We start from the raw sequence: 16,000 nt of genomic DNA on the forward strand, positions 1-16,000 counted from the left end.
CTGCTCCCGCGGCACCGCAGCCGACCGTCCGCCCACAGACACAAAAATGCCGGGATGCTTCGGAAGCCTCTTGGTTGACCTTCCCTCAGCCCGCGCTTCCTTCGCGATGTTTCAAGAGGCAACGACATGAGCGTCAATTGGGATATCCTGGTCCCCGGCCCTGGCGGCGTTCTCATTCCCACCTACGGCAAATACGGTGGGCCAGGCTATTCCGATGGCGAGGTGCTCGACTACCCCACTCAGCCCGTGGATTACTCGTCCAAGCCGGTCGATGCTCTCGATGCCTTGTTCAAGCGGCACGACAAGGCCTATGACTCGCTCGACCCTCTTGATCGGGCCATCGGCGACCTCGCGCTGCTGGAAGGCATCTCAAGGCTTCCGAACGGGCAGCTGGACCCGGAGGCCAGCGTCTATGCGGGCCTGGCGACCCTGCTCTTCATTCAGCAATTGACGATCGTAAACGACCATCCCGAACTGCTGTCGGAGAAAGCCGCCATTCGATACACCAGCGGCGCACTGCACGATATCGAACGGGGGCTCGCCGAGCTGGATGCATCCGACCGCACCGCCCTTCAGGATTGGCTGGAGGATACCGCCATCGCCGCGGGCGGAACCGTCGCCGAAGAGGTCGCTGGCCTCTTGAGCATCATCGAACTCCATGGCCTCCAGGCACGGATCAGCAACGTCCACTTGGCGGGGCCGAAACTCGCCGGGGCTGACGGCGGCACCTTTGCACCTCTGTTCACCGCCGACGACCGGAGCTTTGATTTCGCTGAGGCTACTCACCTCTCGAAGGGACAGCAGATTGCCGGAGAGATCTTCTCCGGCGACTTCTCCGCGGTCCTGACACCGTTCAGGGCGGATGGTCCCGATCGGCCGCAACAGGGTGCGAGCCTATCGGACGAAGGGGCGGGCCTCATTGCCCCCGAACACCAGAAGCATCTTTTGGCGGATTATCTGCTCCTCTAGCGCATCGTGCGGAAAAGCGTATCCAAATTGCGGTCCCGCAAACAGGCCGTGATGGGCACAAACATGACAGCGAAGCTTGAACCGATCTCAGGCGGCCCGGTTAACAACTCAGGTGAATCCCCGTCCGAAACGGACTTCGCGACAACCTGCCAGGAGGCAGGCCGTGGCCTCGGTGTCGCCCACAGGATCGACCGGAAGGATCTCAAACATCCTCCTCGTTGCGGATGAGGTGCTGGTGCGCCTGTTCTGTGCCGAAGCCCTGGAGGAAGCGGGGTTCAGCGTCGTTGAGGCATGCCGCGCCGAAGGGCCCTGCGGGTTCTGGAGACCCGTGACGACCTCATCGTCCTGTTCACCGACGTCGACATCCGAGGAGGCGCACCGGCGCAAGGCCTGACTTCGGCACGTTCCACGGACACCGACAGGCACGAAGGGAGAGACCATGCTCGTCCGAGACAAGCGCCCTGCCCAGCGGACCGGACAAGGGCCCCATCGCGCCTACCCGCCAGACCTGCTGCCCCGGCTGCAAACGCTGCTGGCCGATCTGGCAGACATCGACTTCGCCTATGAAAAGCATCTTGACGCTCTTCAGCGCAATTCAGGCGATGAGCTGATCAAGCGGGAGATGCTCGAGCGGCTGCGGCTCTACCACGAGAAGCGGCGGGCTCTCGTTCTCGCGGAACTCACGTTGCTCGAAGGGCACGTTCGGGCGCTGTACGGGATCAAGGACCGGACCGCCTCCGGAAAGGACGGTAAAAAGACAGTGTCGCTCTTCCGGCGAGGCACGAGGAGATGGACGATCCGCTGATCCGCAAGCTGAGCCACTATGTCGGCGTGGCCGAGGATGAAAGAATGGCGCCGACAAGCCGATGACCGTTCCGGCTCGCGCCGATCTCATCCGCGAGGGCGATCCGACGGATGGCATTTTTCTGATCCTGTCGGGCTGGGCCTGCCGCTGCAAGGTGCTGCCGGATGGCGAGCGCCAGATCACGGCCTATTTCATCCCGGGGGACCTGTGCGACCAGCGCATCTTTGGCCTCCAATGCATGGACCACCGCATCGGCGCTCTGACTGCAGCGCCCGTGACGGTGTCCCGGCGGAGGCCATCGTCGACCTCACCGACCGCCTCCCCCGTGTTGCCCGCGCCCTGTGGCGGAGTACCCTCGTGGACGAGGCGATCACACGTGAGCGGGTCGTGACCGTGGGGCAGCGCAAAGCCCCGACGCGGGAGGCACCTGTTCTGCGAGATGTTCGCACGCCTCCGAAGTGTCGACTTGGTCGAGGGAAAGAGCTTTGACTTTCCGGTAACCCAGACAGAATTGGCGGATACGGTCGGGCTCACGACGGTGCACGTCAACCGCACACTCAAGGAGATGCGCGAGCACGGGCTGATCGCTTAGAAGGGACAGCGTCTGTTCATTCACGATCTCGAGCGGCTGACGGCCTTGTCGATGTTCAACCCGAACTACCTGTATCTGGAGCGTGAGGGGAATGGCCCCTGCGCTGCTGGGACGACGCCGTGACGGTCTGTATCTCGGTCCCTTCCGAGAAGGCAAAAAAGAAGCGCCCGGTGGGGCGCTTCAAGGTCCCGGCCCGTAGGGGCAAATGAGCCGGTGAAAAGGAAGATGTCGATCAGCGCGCCGCTTGCAGATCACTCCGTTCGACGCGCGCAAGGTGTTTCTGAAGCTCCGCGACGAGCCCGACATAGGGTTGCCTCCGCTCGCGATGGCGAAGCCTCAGGTTTTCTGCAATCTGCTTCTTCAGAACCGGATTGGTCCTGCTGCTCGCCAGCTTCTGCATCTCGTGCTGATGCTCGAGGTCCAGATTGGAGAGGGTGCGTGCCGTATCCCGCAGAAGCGCGTGCAGATCGAAGCTCCGGCCAGCGCCGACAACCAAGCGGTTGAGCGCAGACGATCCATGTTGCTGGTTCGGCATGATTCCACCCTGCTGTTGGTGTGTTCGTTGTCCATGCTCCGCGGCGAGGCGGAGCGCGTGTGGAGCCACGAAGCTCTCGTCAATCAATTCGCGATGCGTTTTTTTAGGCTGAACGTTTCGATGTCCGCGGCACCAGCAATCAGAGACAGATCCTCTCCTATCCTGGAGATAGGGAGTATTCGGTCTGGCTTATCTGGAATTTGCCCAAGGACAGGGAGGCAAATACCTGCACCTGACGTGCTTTGTCTGTCTGAAATCCGACAATGCATATAACTCATTGGTAGTATACCGGAGTATGCAGCAAATTTACTGTCAAGTTTCCGAGAAGACCCAAATTTCCGTTGGGGCATGTAGGAGACCGACCCCGTTTCGGCCCCTTAGAGCAGGCCTCCGCGAACAGGCTCCGGTGCGCGCCGGACAATACGGCAAGCCAAAGACGAGCCGTGTATCCACGCCAACGGAAACCGCCTCGCATTTCGCAAATCAGGCTCTCAAGGGACGAGTGGTGCCAGGGCAGAATACACCTCCCTATAGGTCACAAGGTCTTAGGCCAAAGCGGGACACAAAACGATTTGCTGGAATCATTGGGCTTTATTGGCCTTGAGTCCCACCGCTTTCCCGCTCCTCTCACGGCTCGAAGGGCGGAGGATGAGTGAGTGTCAACCGATAGAGACTGCTCCCAAGGACGGAACCCGCGTCCGGGCCTTCCATGAACACGACCCCAGCCGAGACGGCGTGACTGGAGCCTGGAATGGCCAAAAGTGGTCCGGCTCAGCATGGTTCATCGATCCTCGGACCATGTACCTCTACAAGCGGCCGACCCATTGAGTCCCTCTGCCCTGCCTTGCTCTGGGAGGGGAGGATTAGCGTCATGACTGCCGCTCATCGGCTCACAATGACGTGCAACACCGTTTATGGAATGCCTGCCTGGAGGCAACATGGGCCTACAGACGAAGCTAGTAGGGAGGTGTGCACATGGAGATTAGGATAGCCCGTACTGAAGACGCTGAGCAGGCTTGTACAGTGCTGCGTCGTTCCATCCAGGATCTATGCCACGCCGACCACAGCGGAAATGCAGCCAAGCTCGCTGACTGGCTCTCCAACAAGACCCCGGAGAACGTGGCAGCCTGGATCAGCCATCCTCAGAGCCACGTGTTCGTCGCCGCGGAAGGCGAAACGATCCTCGGGGTGGCTGCCATGACCGCGGCTGGAGAGATCACCCTGAACTACGTTGCGCCGGATGCACGGTTCCGGGGCGTGAGCAAGGCCCTGATTGAGCGGCTGGAGGTTCAGGCCCGCGAGCTGGGTCTGGACCGCTGCACCCTCAACAGCACCGAGACGGCACGCCAGTTCTACCTGTCCCTGGGGTACCAGGAGCAAATTGCGCCTGCCAACGGTCCCTGCCGCATGGCAAAAGCCCTGACCTGACATCGGAACTCGGACCATGATTTCCGAGATGGCCTTTCATGGAACGAGCGCTTTTGAAATCACGAGCTTTGTGTAGGTCAGATTGGGGGCTTTGACGGTCTCAATACGGAATGTCGCGTGGTCCCGCTCGACACATTCAGGCTCGTCAGGCAGGTCGATGTCGCGATAGTCGAAGAGAAAAACCCGCCCTGTAGCCGCCACGCTGTCGATGAACACAAGGGCGCGCCTCCCCTCATCCACCCACCGGTCATGGGGAACGAACTTTAGCTGAGAGGAAGAGTGAGGCAGGAGCCGGGGTATCCAAGCCGAGGGCATAGAATAGTCGCCGAGCCAACAAACGTGATCCCATTTCTCCGGGTAGATCTGGCTGAAGGGCACAACCGCTCCCCTGGTCGCGAGGAGGCGGTCAGCCAAGGCCTCATCCTCTGCTGTGACATCGTCTGATATCAGCCAGAGGCCGAGACCTGCCAAAGCGGCGAATCCGCTGAGACCGATAAGCACCTTTCGCCCAATCCGCCGCACGGCGCTCTCCAAGAAACAAGGCATCCTATCAGGCGCCTACGCGCGTGAGATGATTGTCCGCAAATTTCCGACAATCCCCTTTTATGGAACCGGATGATGTGTAATTTTTGAAGTGCTCGGAAGATGCATTTCTGACCAGCGGGCTGTCCCCTGTAAAGACCTAGTCTAACCAGCTCTTATGAACCCCTATGCTCGTCTCTGAATACTCGCGAGTTCCTTATGTGAATGCCGCCTGCCAGCGGGTTCTCACCAAGGAAAATCCGTGTCTCACACTCCTGTATGATCAGCGATAGCGATGGCATTGTTGCCTTCCTTCAAAGCCGCCCAGATATGCTGCGCATCCTCCGAGCGGTGGAGACTTTGGGGCTGCCGGATTGTTGGGTTGGGGCAGGCTTCATCCGCAATGCTGTGTGGGGTGCCTTAACTGGACAGCCAAATGCATCGTCATGGGACGACGTTGATGTTGTCTACTTCTGCCGATCAGACCTGAGCCCAAGCCGGGATCAGGCCCTTGGAGATGCGCTCCAGGCTGTTTGCCCAGATGTGAAATGGTCGGTGAAGAACCAGGCTCGCATGCACATCGGAAACGATGATCAGCCCTATACCGACACTGAGGATGCCCTCCGACACTGGCCCGAGTGCTGCACCGCCATTGCGGCTCGCTGCGCAGACCGGACCATTGCGCTCCTAGCACCCTTCGGGTTGGACGATCTTCTGAGCATGGTCGTTCGCCCAACACCCTCGTGCGCATCCAAGATGGGGGTCTACCGGGGCCGCGTCGATGGCAAGAGATGGCAGAGGCGGTGGCCCATGCTTCGGATCGATTTCGCTCCGCCATAGGGGCCTCGGCATGATCGCAGAACGAGTCCCATGGAACCTAAGCGACTGATTGTACTAGCACACTCGAGGGTTTTTCATTTTTGAGACGTTTACACTCCCTACTGTGAAGGCAATTTTGGTTGTGCATCATGAAGTCCGACCGGAAACGTACCTGCTCGATGACCGCGCTGGCGCTGTGCGCAGCTACTTTCCACTCTTCCAGGTTGGGGCCGATAGCGCCGAACCCAGGAGGGATACCGTTGCCTCAGCGCAGGCCTATGTAGGTCAATTCATCAGGGATGATGCCGGGGCCTGCTTTGGCGAAACCCATTTCAGCTTGGCCCGGATAGAGGGAAAGCAAGAGGATTCCGGCTCTGCCTTCTTGCGCCGCGCGATCGTGTTGATCGACGGATCCGGATCGATGGCCGGTCGGCTCAATGGTCGCACTAAGCTCGACCTCGCCCGCCAAGCCGCTCGGACGTTTATCGACTCCCTTCCATCGGACGCCGAGGCTTCCGGGATCGCCTTCGGCCAACAGGGGAACAATACCCGAGCTGGCAAGGAACAATCCTGTTCCGCTATAAACACATTAGCGGCAATGACCCCACATCATTCCGCTCTGCTGGCAACCCTCGACGAAACCAAAGCCGTCGGGTGGCCCCCATTGGCAGCAGCCATAGAGCAAGCACAAGCCATGCTCCAGAATTCATCTTCTTCCGGCGAGCAGATCATTTATGGCATTTCTGACGGGGAAGAGACCTTTGGCGGAGATCCCGTAGAGATTGCACGACGGGTCAATCAGGGGCAAACCCGGGCCATTGTGAACATTATCGGGTTCGGCTTGCCACCGAAGGAAGCGGCCTCCCTGAAGTCCGTCGCCAATGCGGGCGGGGGCACGTTTGTCGATGCACACACCAATCGGGCTTTCAATGAAGCCATGGGGGTGGTGCGCGAATCCAACCGGCGGGCCGGGAATGCGGTCAGGCCAGGCGAGGCGCGCCCATGCCCTACATGAGAGAGAGGCCTTGTCCTTGTTACAGGCCCGCCACAAGGACCTGAACGCCCGTGTAAAGGCATTCTCCGAGCGCCTCGAGGCCGCCGAGCGCGACGCACGCACCAAGATCGACAAAGCCAAAGACCCGGCGGGGATGTCACGTTAACTGAATATAGCCTTGGAGCCGCCCACTAAAGACTTTCATCACTTTTCTCCGCCATAGCCCTGGCATATCCTGCTCCCGCGAAAACACCGCCGTCTCCTTGATAGCTCACTAGCTGGGAGGCGATCGATCTAGCTGTGCCCGGGAAAAGGCATTGAAGGGTCTCGCGTCCGGATGCAGAATAGAAGCAATCCATCGATCCGGAATTTCTTGCAATTCCGCGTTATACAAGCGCACCGCACTGATGAAGTCGCTTCGAGCAATTACAATTCGATCCTCGAGCTGCTGAAGCGATCTGATCTGATTCATGAACTCGGTATCGCCCGCGATGTCAGGGTACCGTTGGACCATTGCATATAACTGAGCAATTGCTGCTGACAGTCGGCGCTGGGCCCTCGCAAAAGTTCTGAAACGCTGGCCGTCCGCTATGGAGCCATCGTCCGCCACCACGGCAAGAACTTCGTCTCGGGCTGCAGCCGCTTCGGCTAACAATTCGCGTTCGGAAGGTACCCTCTGCCGAACGATCTCGATCAGAGGTTCAACTTTGTGGATGCGCTCGAGATACAGAGTCAGAACTTGCCCCCATGCCAAGCGCGCACGCTCGCGGAATTGTGGGGCATCCGAATCGCAACCTGCTTGGAGGAGGCCGATCGAGCTGACTACTCCAATCAGAAACAGACGCTTGATCAAAGCATTCTCCGGCAAATCTCTGGCGGTCGTGTCGCCAGATTAGTTTCCGGCTGTAATCTTCGAACGGCTGACATTGATCGCCGATTCCGTCCCGAGATACAAGAAGCTGGAGCCTAGATGGCCTCTACCTACTCCCGCGACACCACTGCCACGTCGAACTCACCGGCCAACCCGTGAACACCTGGCCTGAGGAATGGCAGCACTCGGCGTCCCGTAGATTTATCCCCGTACTTCACAAGAAGATGCGGCAGCCGTTCGACTCCCGGCCAATCGTTTGTCAGGTTCCCTCTTCGTTTGCGCCGAATCCGATATGGCTGAGCATGCCGCAGATCAAGAAGCTGACAGTGTTGCAGGTTTTTGAGGCCAGAATGCGCTAGACGGCCGGTGAGCGCGGGACCTCAAAAAGCTCGCTGCGGCGTATCGGATCAGTCCCTCAACCCTCGCCAATGCGGCTCTCTGCTAGGCCTTCAAGGATCCGCCCATGCCGCCTCGACGGCCTTGATGCTGAGATGACGATGGCAGAGCGATTTGACCGAACGTTTCAGCCAAGGCGGCTTTGATCAAGCGTGTTGGGGGAGGATGCACGCCTGCCCTCCCCTCGCCTGGAGATCGCCGCCAAGCGGGGCTGCGAGATTGCTCAGAAGCAACTCAATGAAGGGTACCGCCGGGGTTTGAACGGTGCAGGGCCATTTATCCTGATCTGGTGAAGCGATTGGGCCCCGATCGCCACAAAGAAACCCCGCCAGCCTGAGCCAGCGGGGCGTGGTGTCCAAGCAATGTGCCGCATCTCCTGGGAAGGAGACGACATAGAGTCGATCAGCTTGGAGGCAAGGCGGATGAAGAGAAATCCTTCATCAGGTTAACGTTTGAATCGCGCTGCTGATCGGGTCCGACAGAAGGCTAATCACGAAAAGGATACAAAGCAGAATTTGAATCAGCGTTTGTGACCCCCGAGTGAGCCCAAGGAGAAGAAGAGCGAGCGCTACAACAAAATACGGTCCATCGTAGACCGACTGCATCCATAGCAGCAGGTATGCAACGACCGCGTATACGGCAGATCGGGCAGCGCGAAGCGTGCTTTCCCTAGCGAAGTATTCCATTTCACGAGCGAGATTGCTCATTGTTACCCCCAACGAAATATCCGGTAAAATTACAGCAGTGCACCATCAAGCAAGTGGGCATTCCATCGCGGTTCGGTTCCTCCGCCTAAGATCACCTACCGGCTCGCTGCTTCGGCTTGCACACTGTTGTGAATCGTAATCCTGGGCCCAATTTCCTTAGCCAGTTCGTGAGACGCGGCCAAGCCCATGTGCGTGTTATCGATGAGGATCGGCCATCCATCTTTGTCGAAGTGCTTACACTTCCGCTTAGGGCAGAGAGTATCTAGCGGGGAAATGTAATTCACAGCAGGTTTCTCAGCTAAGAGCTCTTTGTATCTTTCGTTGCTCTGGAATTGTGCGTCCTGGACGGCGGCATCAAAACGGGACGAGATCAGATCTCGCGTGAGACGGCCTACCATACCCTCGTAAAGCTCTGGCATGTTTGGTCGATAGAATTGGATTGGGCCAACCACGTGAACCGATGTAATCTCGGCTAATCGTGCGGCTCTATTGACGAAAGCGCGCAGATAAGTGTCGCTGAGCACTTCTCGCGTAGTCATTATGATGCCATCGAAATCACCCGGGCGCAGCTGATCAAGATAGTCGATCAGGGCCATGCAGGCTGGCCGTCTCTGATCGATACGCTCGTAGCCAGAGAGGGTGCAACTGCTTGACGCGAGAAGGCTGACATTGAGATCTGGCCTGGCTCGGCTCAAACCGTCGAAGAGATGCGCCGCATGCGAGTCACCAACCAGTAGAACTCTTGGGCGCCCGTCGCGAGACTTTACGCATGGCTCCTCGGCAGCTTTGAAATCAGCATTTGCGCCGATCCAGCACTTGTTATGCAGTGCCGCCCGGCGCTGCGCCCTAATCTGTGCCTTCAGAGCTTTGGCGTACTTATTGGCGGCATCAGGCAATCTCCATGGGAAGCCATTCGTAACATTCCCCGCAACGCCGAAAGCGATGAAGACGATGCTAGCCGTTGCAAAAAGCGCCACAGCCTGGCTCCGGCTCGGCATGACGGCCCGAAAGCGAATTGGCCGCTCAATAATGAAATACGAGATGGTCGAGATTGCGAAGGTCGCGGCAATGGCCATCGCAAACTGCATCGAGGACGGATCGCCGTAGATGATATTCAGAAACGCGAAGAGCGGCCAGTGCCATAGGTAAAGCGCATAACTGATCAGACCGACAGCAACGAAGGCTTTTGTCGAAAGCAGCTTGCTGGCGAGCCCACCTTGTGCCTGGATCACCAGAGCGGTCCCGATAGTAGGGAGCAAAGCCCAAAAGCCGGGGAACGCCATTGTAGGGTCGAAGAAGACAATGCATCCGGCGATGGTCGCAAGGCCTGTTACGCCAACGACATTTTGCCATAAGGCAGAGCGCGGAGCTGGTATAATCCTGAACGCTAGAATGCCACCGACCGCCATCTCCCAGAAACGCCCGAAAGAATTGTAAAAGGCTGAGTTAAGGTCATTATTGGCAACGAAATATATATTGATGGCGAATGACAGGCCGATGATCGCGCATACCATTCCGGCACGGCCGGCGCGACTCAATCGTGCAGTGGTTAGCAGAAGGACGGGGAAGAAGAGATAGAACTGCTCCTCAACCGACAAGGACCACGTGTGCAGGAGTGGCTTTAGATGCGAAGGTCCGTCGAAATAACCGGCTATGTCCCAGAAGAACCAGTTTGAAACGAATAGCAGAACAGCCACAAGGCTATTGGAGAATTCCTCCATGGCCTCGGTCGACAGGAGATACCCTCCGGCCACTGCGCTGAACAAAAGTACCGGAATTGCCGGGGGAAGAAGGCGTCGAATTCGACCCTCATAGAAAGCGCGCAGAAAGGGACCAATTGGCCCCTCGTGTTTGAGGATTATGCTCGTGATCAGATAGCCTGATATCACGAAGAAGACATCAACCCCGATGAAGCCGCCGGCGAAGAGGCTGAAATGCGCATGGAATAAAATGACAGACAGAACCGCAACAGCCCGAAGGCCATCGATGTCGGCGCGATAACTGAGTTTCATCTTCTGTCCCACCCGGTAGCGCCCCGCAGCGCTCCCCCCCTTGGTGGGGCACTTATACCTTCCTGGAAGGTAAATTCTAGTCTTCAACTGGCATCGATGGGATCAAAATCCACTTGGATATCATTGTCTTCCCGCGACTTATTGACCAGTAACGGAGTCAGAAACCGGATGAATACGTTACGTTACGAAATAACGAATGCTGCATCTGCTCACACTCCGTCCGGCATCCAGCCTGCTCTTTCCGATGCAGGATGACCTCCCGAAGCAGGCCGTCCAGCCGGTCCCCGTTGGGCAAAGCCTCCACCTGGCTCTGGCTCAAGCGCCCGCCAAAGAGCGACGGGCGAATAGCCGCGAAAACGGCACCTTATGCGGCCGCCGCGAAGAAGCCGAGCGAGGAATGCGTCACGCGCCCGGCTGGCCGCCGGACCTGGACCTTGCCGATGTGACGGGGAGTGGCTTGCCGGCCTCTGATGCGTCTAGTTCATCCCGCCCCTTGATAAATCCGAATGCCGTCAGGCATAGGCCTCCGACGATCAACAGCGAACGGCTCGCGGTCAGTGGGTCGGCTCTGCACAAACAACTGAAGTGCTGATTGTGGTTTGGTCATCCGCGTGACCGCCGCATGACGCCCGCCTTGCTCCGCGTCCCGTTGACGGCGGCGCGCATGGGTTCTCCTTCCCAGGATGGGCCAGAATACCGATTTCGGACAAATTCTCTTGGGTGATGCTGCGTCAACTAGACCATTCGGGGTCTGCCTTGTGCCATTTCCAGACCTTGCCCTCCCCAAAGGTCTCTTCGGCGCTGCCATCCATGACTACCCGTGCCTTAAGATTCTACGATTTGGACTGAGGGGCTGTCACACCATGCTCACTCATGTCGGGTAGCGGTGCGGGCTTGGCAGATCCGCCCGAGCTGTACCCACCGCAGTAGATCGGAACTCCTGCTCATACGATCTGTTCTGCTAGCGTCCACTGCTGAAGCTCCGCTTCAACGCAGGGCCGGATCGGGATCCACCATCTGTTTGTCGGAATGCAGTCAATGTCCTTGATGTCCCCAGAGTCAAACCGAATATCGCACCTGCGTGTCTGTGCGACGGCGGGTGCGCTCCCGCGCGAGGTGGATGGATCGGATCCTGTTGCTTCGATGGGGCACGGGAGCTCCTGCCGGACTATGCAGGATCGTCCGATGCACCATCCGGTTTAGGCGCGACGGTGATTGCAATGCTCCAGCTCGCAGGGCGCTGGGCCATCCGTCTCCTGGCCGGGATCCTTGCCAGTGGTCTGCTCGTGGGAGTAGCGGAGCGGCACTTCCGGCGCGTACGCAGACAGCTCCTCAATCGGGGCGACGAGTTCCGGCCGGAGCGGCCAGTGCGTCCTTCGCCGCTGGCTGCAGCAGCACAGGCTGGCTCAGACGCGCATAGGGGGCAAAGCGGTCACCGGCTCCTCGTCGATGGCCCCGAGGCACTCGCCGCCCGTCTGGTGCTGGCGCGGGCTGCGGTCAACACCCTCGATCTGCAGTACTACGCCTGGCACGACGATCTGGCTGGCCGCCTCATGGCCCAGGCGGTGCTGCAAGCAGCTGGGCGCGGCGTGCGCGTGCGCATCCTGCTCGACGACCTGCATGCCCGCTCGACCAAACGGCTTGTGCGCCTGCTGGCAGCACACCCGCAGATTACGCTTCGGGTCTACAATCCGTCGGTGACCCGCCGCGCCTATTTTCTGAACTGGCTGTTCTCCTTCCACCGCCTGAATCGGCGCATGCATAACAAAGCTCTGGTTGCCGATGGTGCCGCCGCGATCATCGGCGGGCGCAATATCGGTGATGTCTATTTCGGCCTAGCAGCCAACATGAATTTTCGTGATCTCGACGTGCTCACCGTCGGGCCGGACGTGCAGGCAGTGGAGGCCTTTTTCGAGCGGTTCTGGGACAGCGAGTTCGCCATGCCGTCGGCGGCCTTTGGAGTGAAGGAGCAGGCCAAAGAGGCCGAGGTCGACGCCATTCTCGCCCGCCTAGATCACAGCATCCGTGAAAATCTGCGTCGACGCAGCGGGAAAGGAGAGCCACAGCGCAACGCCGAGGAGATATTTGCCGAACACAGAATGAGTCTGAATGCACTCCTCTCCGACCTGATCTGGGCAACGGCCACTGTGCTGGGCGACACGCCCGGGGAAGCTGCAGGCGCGGGCCGGCTCCAGAAGAGGCTCTGGGACGCTCTCAGCGGCATCAGAAACTCGCTCGATATTGAGACCGGCTATTTTATCCCCGATGAAGAGGATCTGGCGCGCTTTCAAAGGCTGACAGCACGCGGGGTGGCGGTCCGGGTTGTCACGAACTCCCTTGGCACCAATGATGTCCTGCCGGCCCAGATCGGCTATGCGCGTCACCGTCGGAGACTGCTCGCCGCCGGGGTCGAGTTGCATGAACTACAGCCTGACGCCAAGGTGCGCCGCGCCCTATCCCTATTAGGCAGCTCCGGCGGTGCGGGTCTCCACGCCAAGGTCATGCTTGCAGACGGGCACCTCGCGGTGATCGGCTCCTACAATCTTGACCCGCGCTCGGCGGACCATAATACGGAGTTGGTGCTGCTGATCGAGGACGAAGCCTTCGCCCGGGAGCTAGCAGCAACGATGACGCAGGTGCGGTCACCGTCCCAGAGCTACCGGGTCGAGCTCCGTCGAGGCAAGGTGGTCTGGGTTGACGATGGCGCGGTGCTAACCCGGGAGCCGGGAGCCACGCTGCCGGCACGCCTGCTCGCGGTTTGCATGCGCATTCTTCCGGTCGAGTGGCTGCTCTAAGGCAGTTGGCGTCCGGCCGAAACAGCGATTCCGCAGGCGACCGCAGCTGTTTTGAATGCTTCAGCTTGGCTATGTTTCGGCGCCGAAGGTCTGCAGCGGGTCACCCAGCGTTCTTCAGCGGGTTCGCGCAAAGGTCCGCTCATCCCAGCAGCGCGGAAGTACGGCTAAGGTCAGCCTCGTGCCACTTTCTGACCTTCTCCGATGCGTCGCGCAGGCCCGGTCCCGTCTCGGGCTCTCATTGTCCGTGTGAACAGCGTCACTGGTGGCGAAACACCCGTTGCGTGGGATGGTCGCCGCATGTTGACCATCATTGCCTATGCTGGTGCCGCCGGTGCCGGAATCGCCGGCTGCTTTGCCTTCTGGGCCTGGCTGCGCCTGGGCAAGTCCGTCTGGCGACTGCTTCCCGGCGGCGTCTCGCTGGCCCTTTTCGCTTACCTCTTGACGCTCGTCGACAGCGCCGCGGCGGGCCGGACCTACGCGGACTATGGCGGCGTCTACATCGCGGCGTCCCTGTCGTGGCTCTGGGCGGTCGAGGGGGGTCGGCCAGACCGGTGGGATCTGAGCGGAGCTAGCCTTTGCCTGCTCGGGCTGCTGTCATCCAGTTGGGACCGCGGGCTGCCTGAGTTCATCATCATGCTCCCCGGCTTGAGCTCCACCGTCTGTCCCGGGGCGATCCCTAGCCCCCTGTGACGGGCTCCATACGGGCGACGCCGTCGGCGACCGTGGAGCGGTGCACCTCAAAGCGTTCGGCCACCACGGTCGAGCCGCCGACCAGGCGATCGGGTTCCGAGCCCGTGTTGGTGATCCGCATGTAGCCGCCCGCCACCTTGGCGCCGCCGGGCGCGGCGCGCGAGCAGGGCGCCTCCACCACGACGGTGCCGGCGCGATAGGTTTCGGGGGCCTGGGCCATCGCATGCGGCAGGGCACCGACGGCCAGTGTGGAAACAAGGGCAACGAGGGGTCTCTTGGTCATCAGGGTATCTTTCGCCTCTCAAGGGGTGCGTCATGGAATGGGTGATTGGGTGCCATGGCGGCGGTCCCGTTTCGCGCGATGGAGCACGGACGTGGGGACTGGTTCAGGGAGCCGGCCTTGTCGCAGATCTTCCCCCTCAGACGGTGACCTGACGGAAATGACCCGCATCGGCGCGGCAGCCGCACGGCTTCCGGCGCATGGTCAATCCTGCGCTGCAACAGGTCGGGTCGGACCTGCGCGTCCGGCAGACGGCCTGCGTTGCCGCCCGGTGCCGCTTCGCGACGCGCCAGGTCGAGACCGGGGGTGTCCGGGCCGGCGGACCGCCCCGCCATGGAGCGGATCACCGTCGCGGCCAGCTTCCGCCAGGGCGGCGCCGATGCGGCGAGGTGCCTCCTCGAAGATGCCCTGACGGTGGTCGGGGCCACCATGGTCGCCTACGATCCCGGGATGGCGGCAGAGCGCCACGGTGAAGTGCTGCTGGAACGGGGCGAGGCCGCTCTCGGCAGGGCGAGGCGCATCTGGACAGCGCCGACATACACTACGCCCTCTCGTTCGACGACGTGAGCGGGCGCCTGGAGATCACCGCTGCGACATTGCGCGCAAGGCATGGTTAAGGAACTCTCCGGAACCAAAGAGGGTGCGACCTGTTAACTCTCGTTTAACTTTCGCCTTGAGCGCCGCCGACCCGCCGTGTCAGGTTTGATGAACAAATCCTTAACGGCACATCGGTGGGGGCAATGCGGCAACCTCTCTTCGGGCTTCTGAGCGTTCGGACTTTTTCCAGGAGCACGTTCCGTTTCGCCGCCGCCGTCTCCCTCGCCCTGACCGCAGCGCAGGCGCAGACCCAGACCGGGAGCATCCTGCCAGGCGTGTCCCAGCCCGTTGCCAAGGTAGGCACCGCAAGGCCGATCATGGGCTGGGTCCGCTTCTGCCAGCAGAACCCGGCCGAGTGCGCCGTTGACCTCTCCGAGCCGGCCACTATCGAGCTCACGGCGAAGGAATGGCAGACCCTCAACCGGATCAACCACCAGGTTAACGCCAGCATCAAGGCGAAGACCGATAAGGATCACTGGGGCGTCGAGGACGTATGGGACCTTGCCGAGGACGGCTACGGCGATTGCGAGGACTACCAGCTCGTCAAGCGCAAGCGCCTGGTCGAGGCAGGCTTTCCGCGCCGGGCGCTGCGCATGACCGTGGTGATCGACGAGCTGGGCGCGGGTCACGCCGTCATGATGGTGCGAACTAGCCGGGGTGACTTCATCCTCGACAATAAGAAGGACGCCGTCCTGCCCTGGCACAGGACCGGCTACACCTATATCAAGCGCGAGGGTGACGGCGGCACGGCCTGGGCCTCGCTCCGCCACCAGACCTCGCCCGTGATGACGGCGAACCAATAGTCGACGTCGCAGCCTCGCTCGCTTGGCTTTGGGCCATGGCAGGCGGAGGCCCGACCCTTGGGACGCTGCGGGCGCGGCGGTCGTCCTGGTCGGCGCGAGGACGGTCCTTTTCGATCCGCCAGGAGCGTAACCGGCATCGGCCAGCGCACAATTCCGATCATGCCTGGCCGGACAGGCACACGCCG

General features: G+C 60.3%; 16 protein-coding genes and 1 pseudogene. 12 read left to right on the forward strand and 5 right to left on the reverse strand.

The features are described from left to right. The first annotated feature begins 126 nt into the window (after positions 1-126). From GR328_RS14515 to GR328_RS27410, 4 genes are all read left to right on the forward strand, one after another. Positions 127-969 (forward strand): phospholipase A2 family protein, encoded by an 843-nt coding sequence (locus GR328_RS14515; RefSeq protein WP_160885243.1) that lies wholly within the window; start codon positions 127-129, stop codon positions 967-969. A 439-nt stretch (positions 970-1,408) separates the two neighbouring features. Further along, positions 1,409-1,774 (forward strand): hypothetical protein, encoded by a 366-nt coding sequence (locus GR328_RS14520; protein ID WP_160885244.1) that lies wholly within the window; start codon positions 1,409-1,411, stop codon positions 1,772-1,774. A 61-nt stretch (positions 1,775-1,835) separates the two neighbouring features. Further along, on the forward strand, positions 1,836-2,165 hold the full coding sequence (locus tag GR328_RS27405) for a Crp/Fnr family transcriptional regulator (RefSeq protein WP_246215875.1): 330 nt from the start codon (positions 1,836-1,838) through the stop codon (positions 2,163-2,165). A gap of 48 nt (positions 2,166-2,213) precedes the next feature. Continuing rightward, complete coding sequence (locus GR328_RS27410; protein ID WP_246215876.1) at positions 2,214-2,366, forward strand: helix-turn-helix domain-containing protein; 153 nt, start codon at positions 2,214-2,216, stop codon at positions 2,364-2,366. 232 nt (positions 2,367-2,598) lie between these two features. On the opposite strand, the gene GR328_RS14530 is transcribed toward GR328_RS27410, so the two are convergent. Next, positions 2,599-2,901: a hypothetical protein gene (locus tag GR328_RS14530; protein ID WP_160885245.1), complete on the reverse strand. Its 303-nt coding sequence runs from the start codon at positions 2,899-2,901 to the stop codon at positions 2,599-2,601. A 1,023-nt stretch (positions 2,902-3,924) separates the two neighbouring features. Between GR328_RS14530 and GR328_RS14535 the strand changes: the two genes are divergently transcribed. Further along, complete coding sequence (locus GR328_RS14535) at positions 3,925-4,329, forward strand: GNAT family N-acetyltransferase (RefSeq protein ID WP_160885246.1); 405 nt, start codon at positions 3,925-3,927, stop codon at positions 4,327-4,329. A 36-nt stretch (positions 4,330-4,365) separates the two neighbouring features. Here the strand turns inward: GR328_RS14535 and GR328_RS14540 are convergent, their stop codons facing one another. Continuing rightward, positions 4,366-4,743, reverse strand: a complete 378-nt coding sequence (locus tag GR328_RS14540; RefSeq protein ID WP_160885247.1) for a hypothetical protein — start codon at positions 4,741-4,743, stop codon at positions 4,366-4,368. Between the two features lie 438 nt (positions 4,744-5,181). Between GR328_RS14540 and GR328_RS28595 the strand changes: the two genes are divergently transcribed. The 3 genes from GR328_RS28595 (at position 5,182) to GR328_RS28020 (ending at position 6,830) form a co-directional block, all read left to right on the forward strand. Continuing rightward, entirely contained in the window at positions 5,182-5,691 is a 510-nt protein-coding gene (locus GR328_RS28595) for a nucleotidyltransferase family protein (RefSeq protein WP_205790007.1), read from the forward strand. Between the two features lie 103 nt (positions 5,692-5,794). Beyond that, the gene (locus tag GR328_RS14550) at positions 5,795-6,685 is read left to right on the forward strand and encodes a VWA domain-containing protein (protein ID WP_160885248.1); all 891 of its coding nucleotides are present in this window, start codon (positions 5,795-5,797) and stop codon (positions 6,683-6,685) included. A 10-nt stretch (positions 6,686-6,695) separates the two neighbouring features. Beyond that, on the forward strand, positions 6,696-6,830 hold the full coding sequence (locus GR328_RS28020) for a hypothetical protein (RefSeq protein ID WP_281351964.1): 135 nt from the start codon (positions 6,696-6,698) through the stop codon (positions 6,828-6,830). Positions 6,831-6,938: 108 nt separating this feature from the next. Here GR328_RS28020 and GR328_RS14555 read toward each other — a convergent pair whose 3' ends face one another. Next, complete coding sequence (locus GR328_RS14555; protein WP_160885249.1) at positions 6,939-7,517, reverse strand: LemA family protein; 579 nt, start codon at positions 7,515-7,517, stop codon at positions 6,939-6,941. Positions 7,518-8,733: 1,216 nt separating this feature from the next. Continuing rightward, positions 8,734-10,650: an acyltransferase family protein gene (locus tag GR328_RS14560; protein ID WP_160885250.1), complete on the reverse strand. Its 1,917-nt coding sequence runs from the start codon at positions 10,648-10,650 to the stop codon at positions 8,734-8,736. 1,220 nt (positions 10,651-11,870) lie between these two features. On the opposite strand from GR328_RS14560, the gene GR328_RS14565 reads away from it, so the two are divergent. Beyond that, entirely contained in the window at positions 11,871-13,445 is a 1,575-nt protein-coding gene (locus GR328_RS14565; protein WP_160885251.1) for a phospholipase D family protein, read from the forward strand. A 297-nt stretch (positions 13,446-13,742) separates the two neighbouring features. After that, positions 13,743-14,068 (forward strand): annotated as a pseudogene (locus GR328_RS14570) (YnfA family protein). Positions 14,069-14,121: 53 nt separating this feature from the next. On the opposite strand, the gene GR328_RS14575 reads toward GR328_RS14570, so the two are convergent. Further along, positions 14,122-14,418, reverse strand: coding sequence for a copper chaperone PCu(A)C (locus GR328_RS14575; RefSeq protein WP_246215877.1), 297 nt, complete (start codon positions 14,416-14,418; stop codon positions 14,122-14,124). Positions 14,419-14,721: 303 nt separating this feature from the next. Here GR328_RS14575 and GR328_RS14580 point away from each other — a divergent pair, with 303 nt between their 5' ends. Then, the gene (locus GR328_RS14580) at positions 14,722-14,982 is read left to right on the forward strand and encodes a hypothetical protein (RefSeq protein ID WP_160885252.1); all 261 of its coding nucleotides are present in this window, start codon (positions 14,722-14,724) and stop codon (positions 14,980-14,982) included. Between the two features lie 173 nt (positions 14,983-15,155). Beyond that, positions 15,156-15,815, forward strand: a complete 660-nt coding sequence (locus GR328_RS14585; RefSeq protein ID WP_160885253.1) for a transglutaminase-like cysteine peptidase — start codon at positions 15,156-15,158, stop codon at positions 15,813-15,815. Positions 15,816-16,000 lie beyond the last annotated feature (185 nt).

The sequence above is a fragment of the Microvirga makkahensis genome, from assembly GCF_009830105.1.
In the GTDB taxonomy this organism is placed as follows: Bacteria; Pseudomonadota; Alphaproteobacteria; order Rhizobiales; family Beijerinckiaceae; genus Microvirga; species Microvirga makkahensis.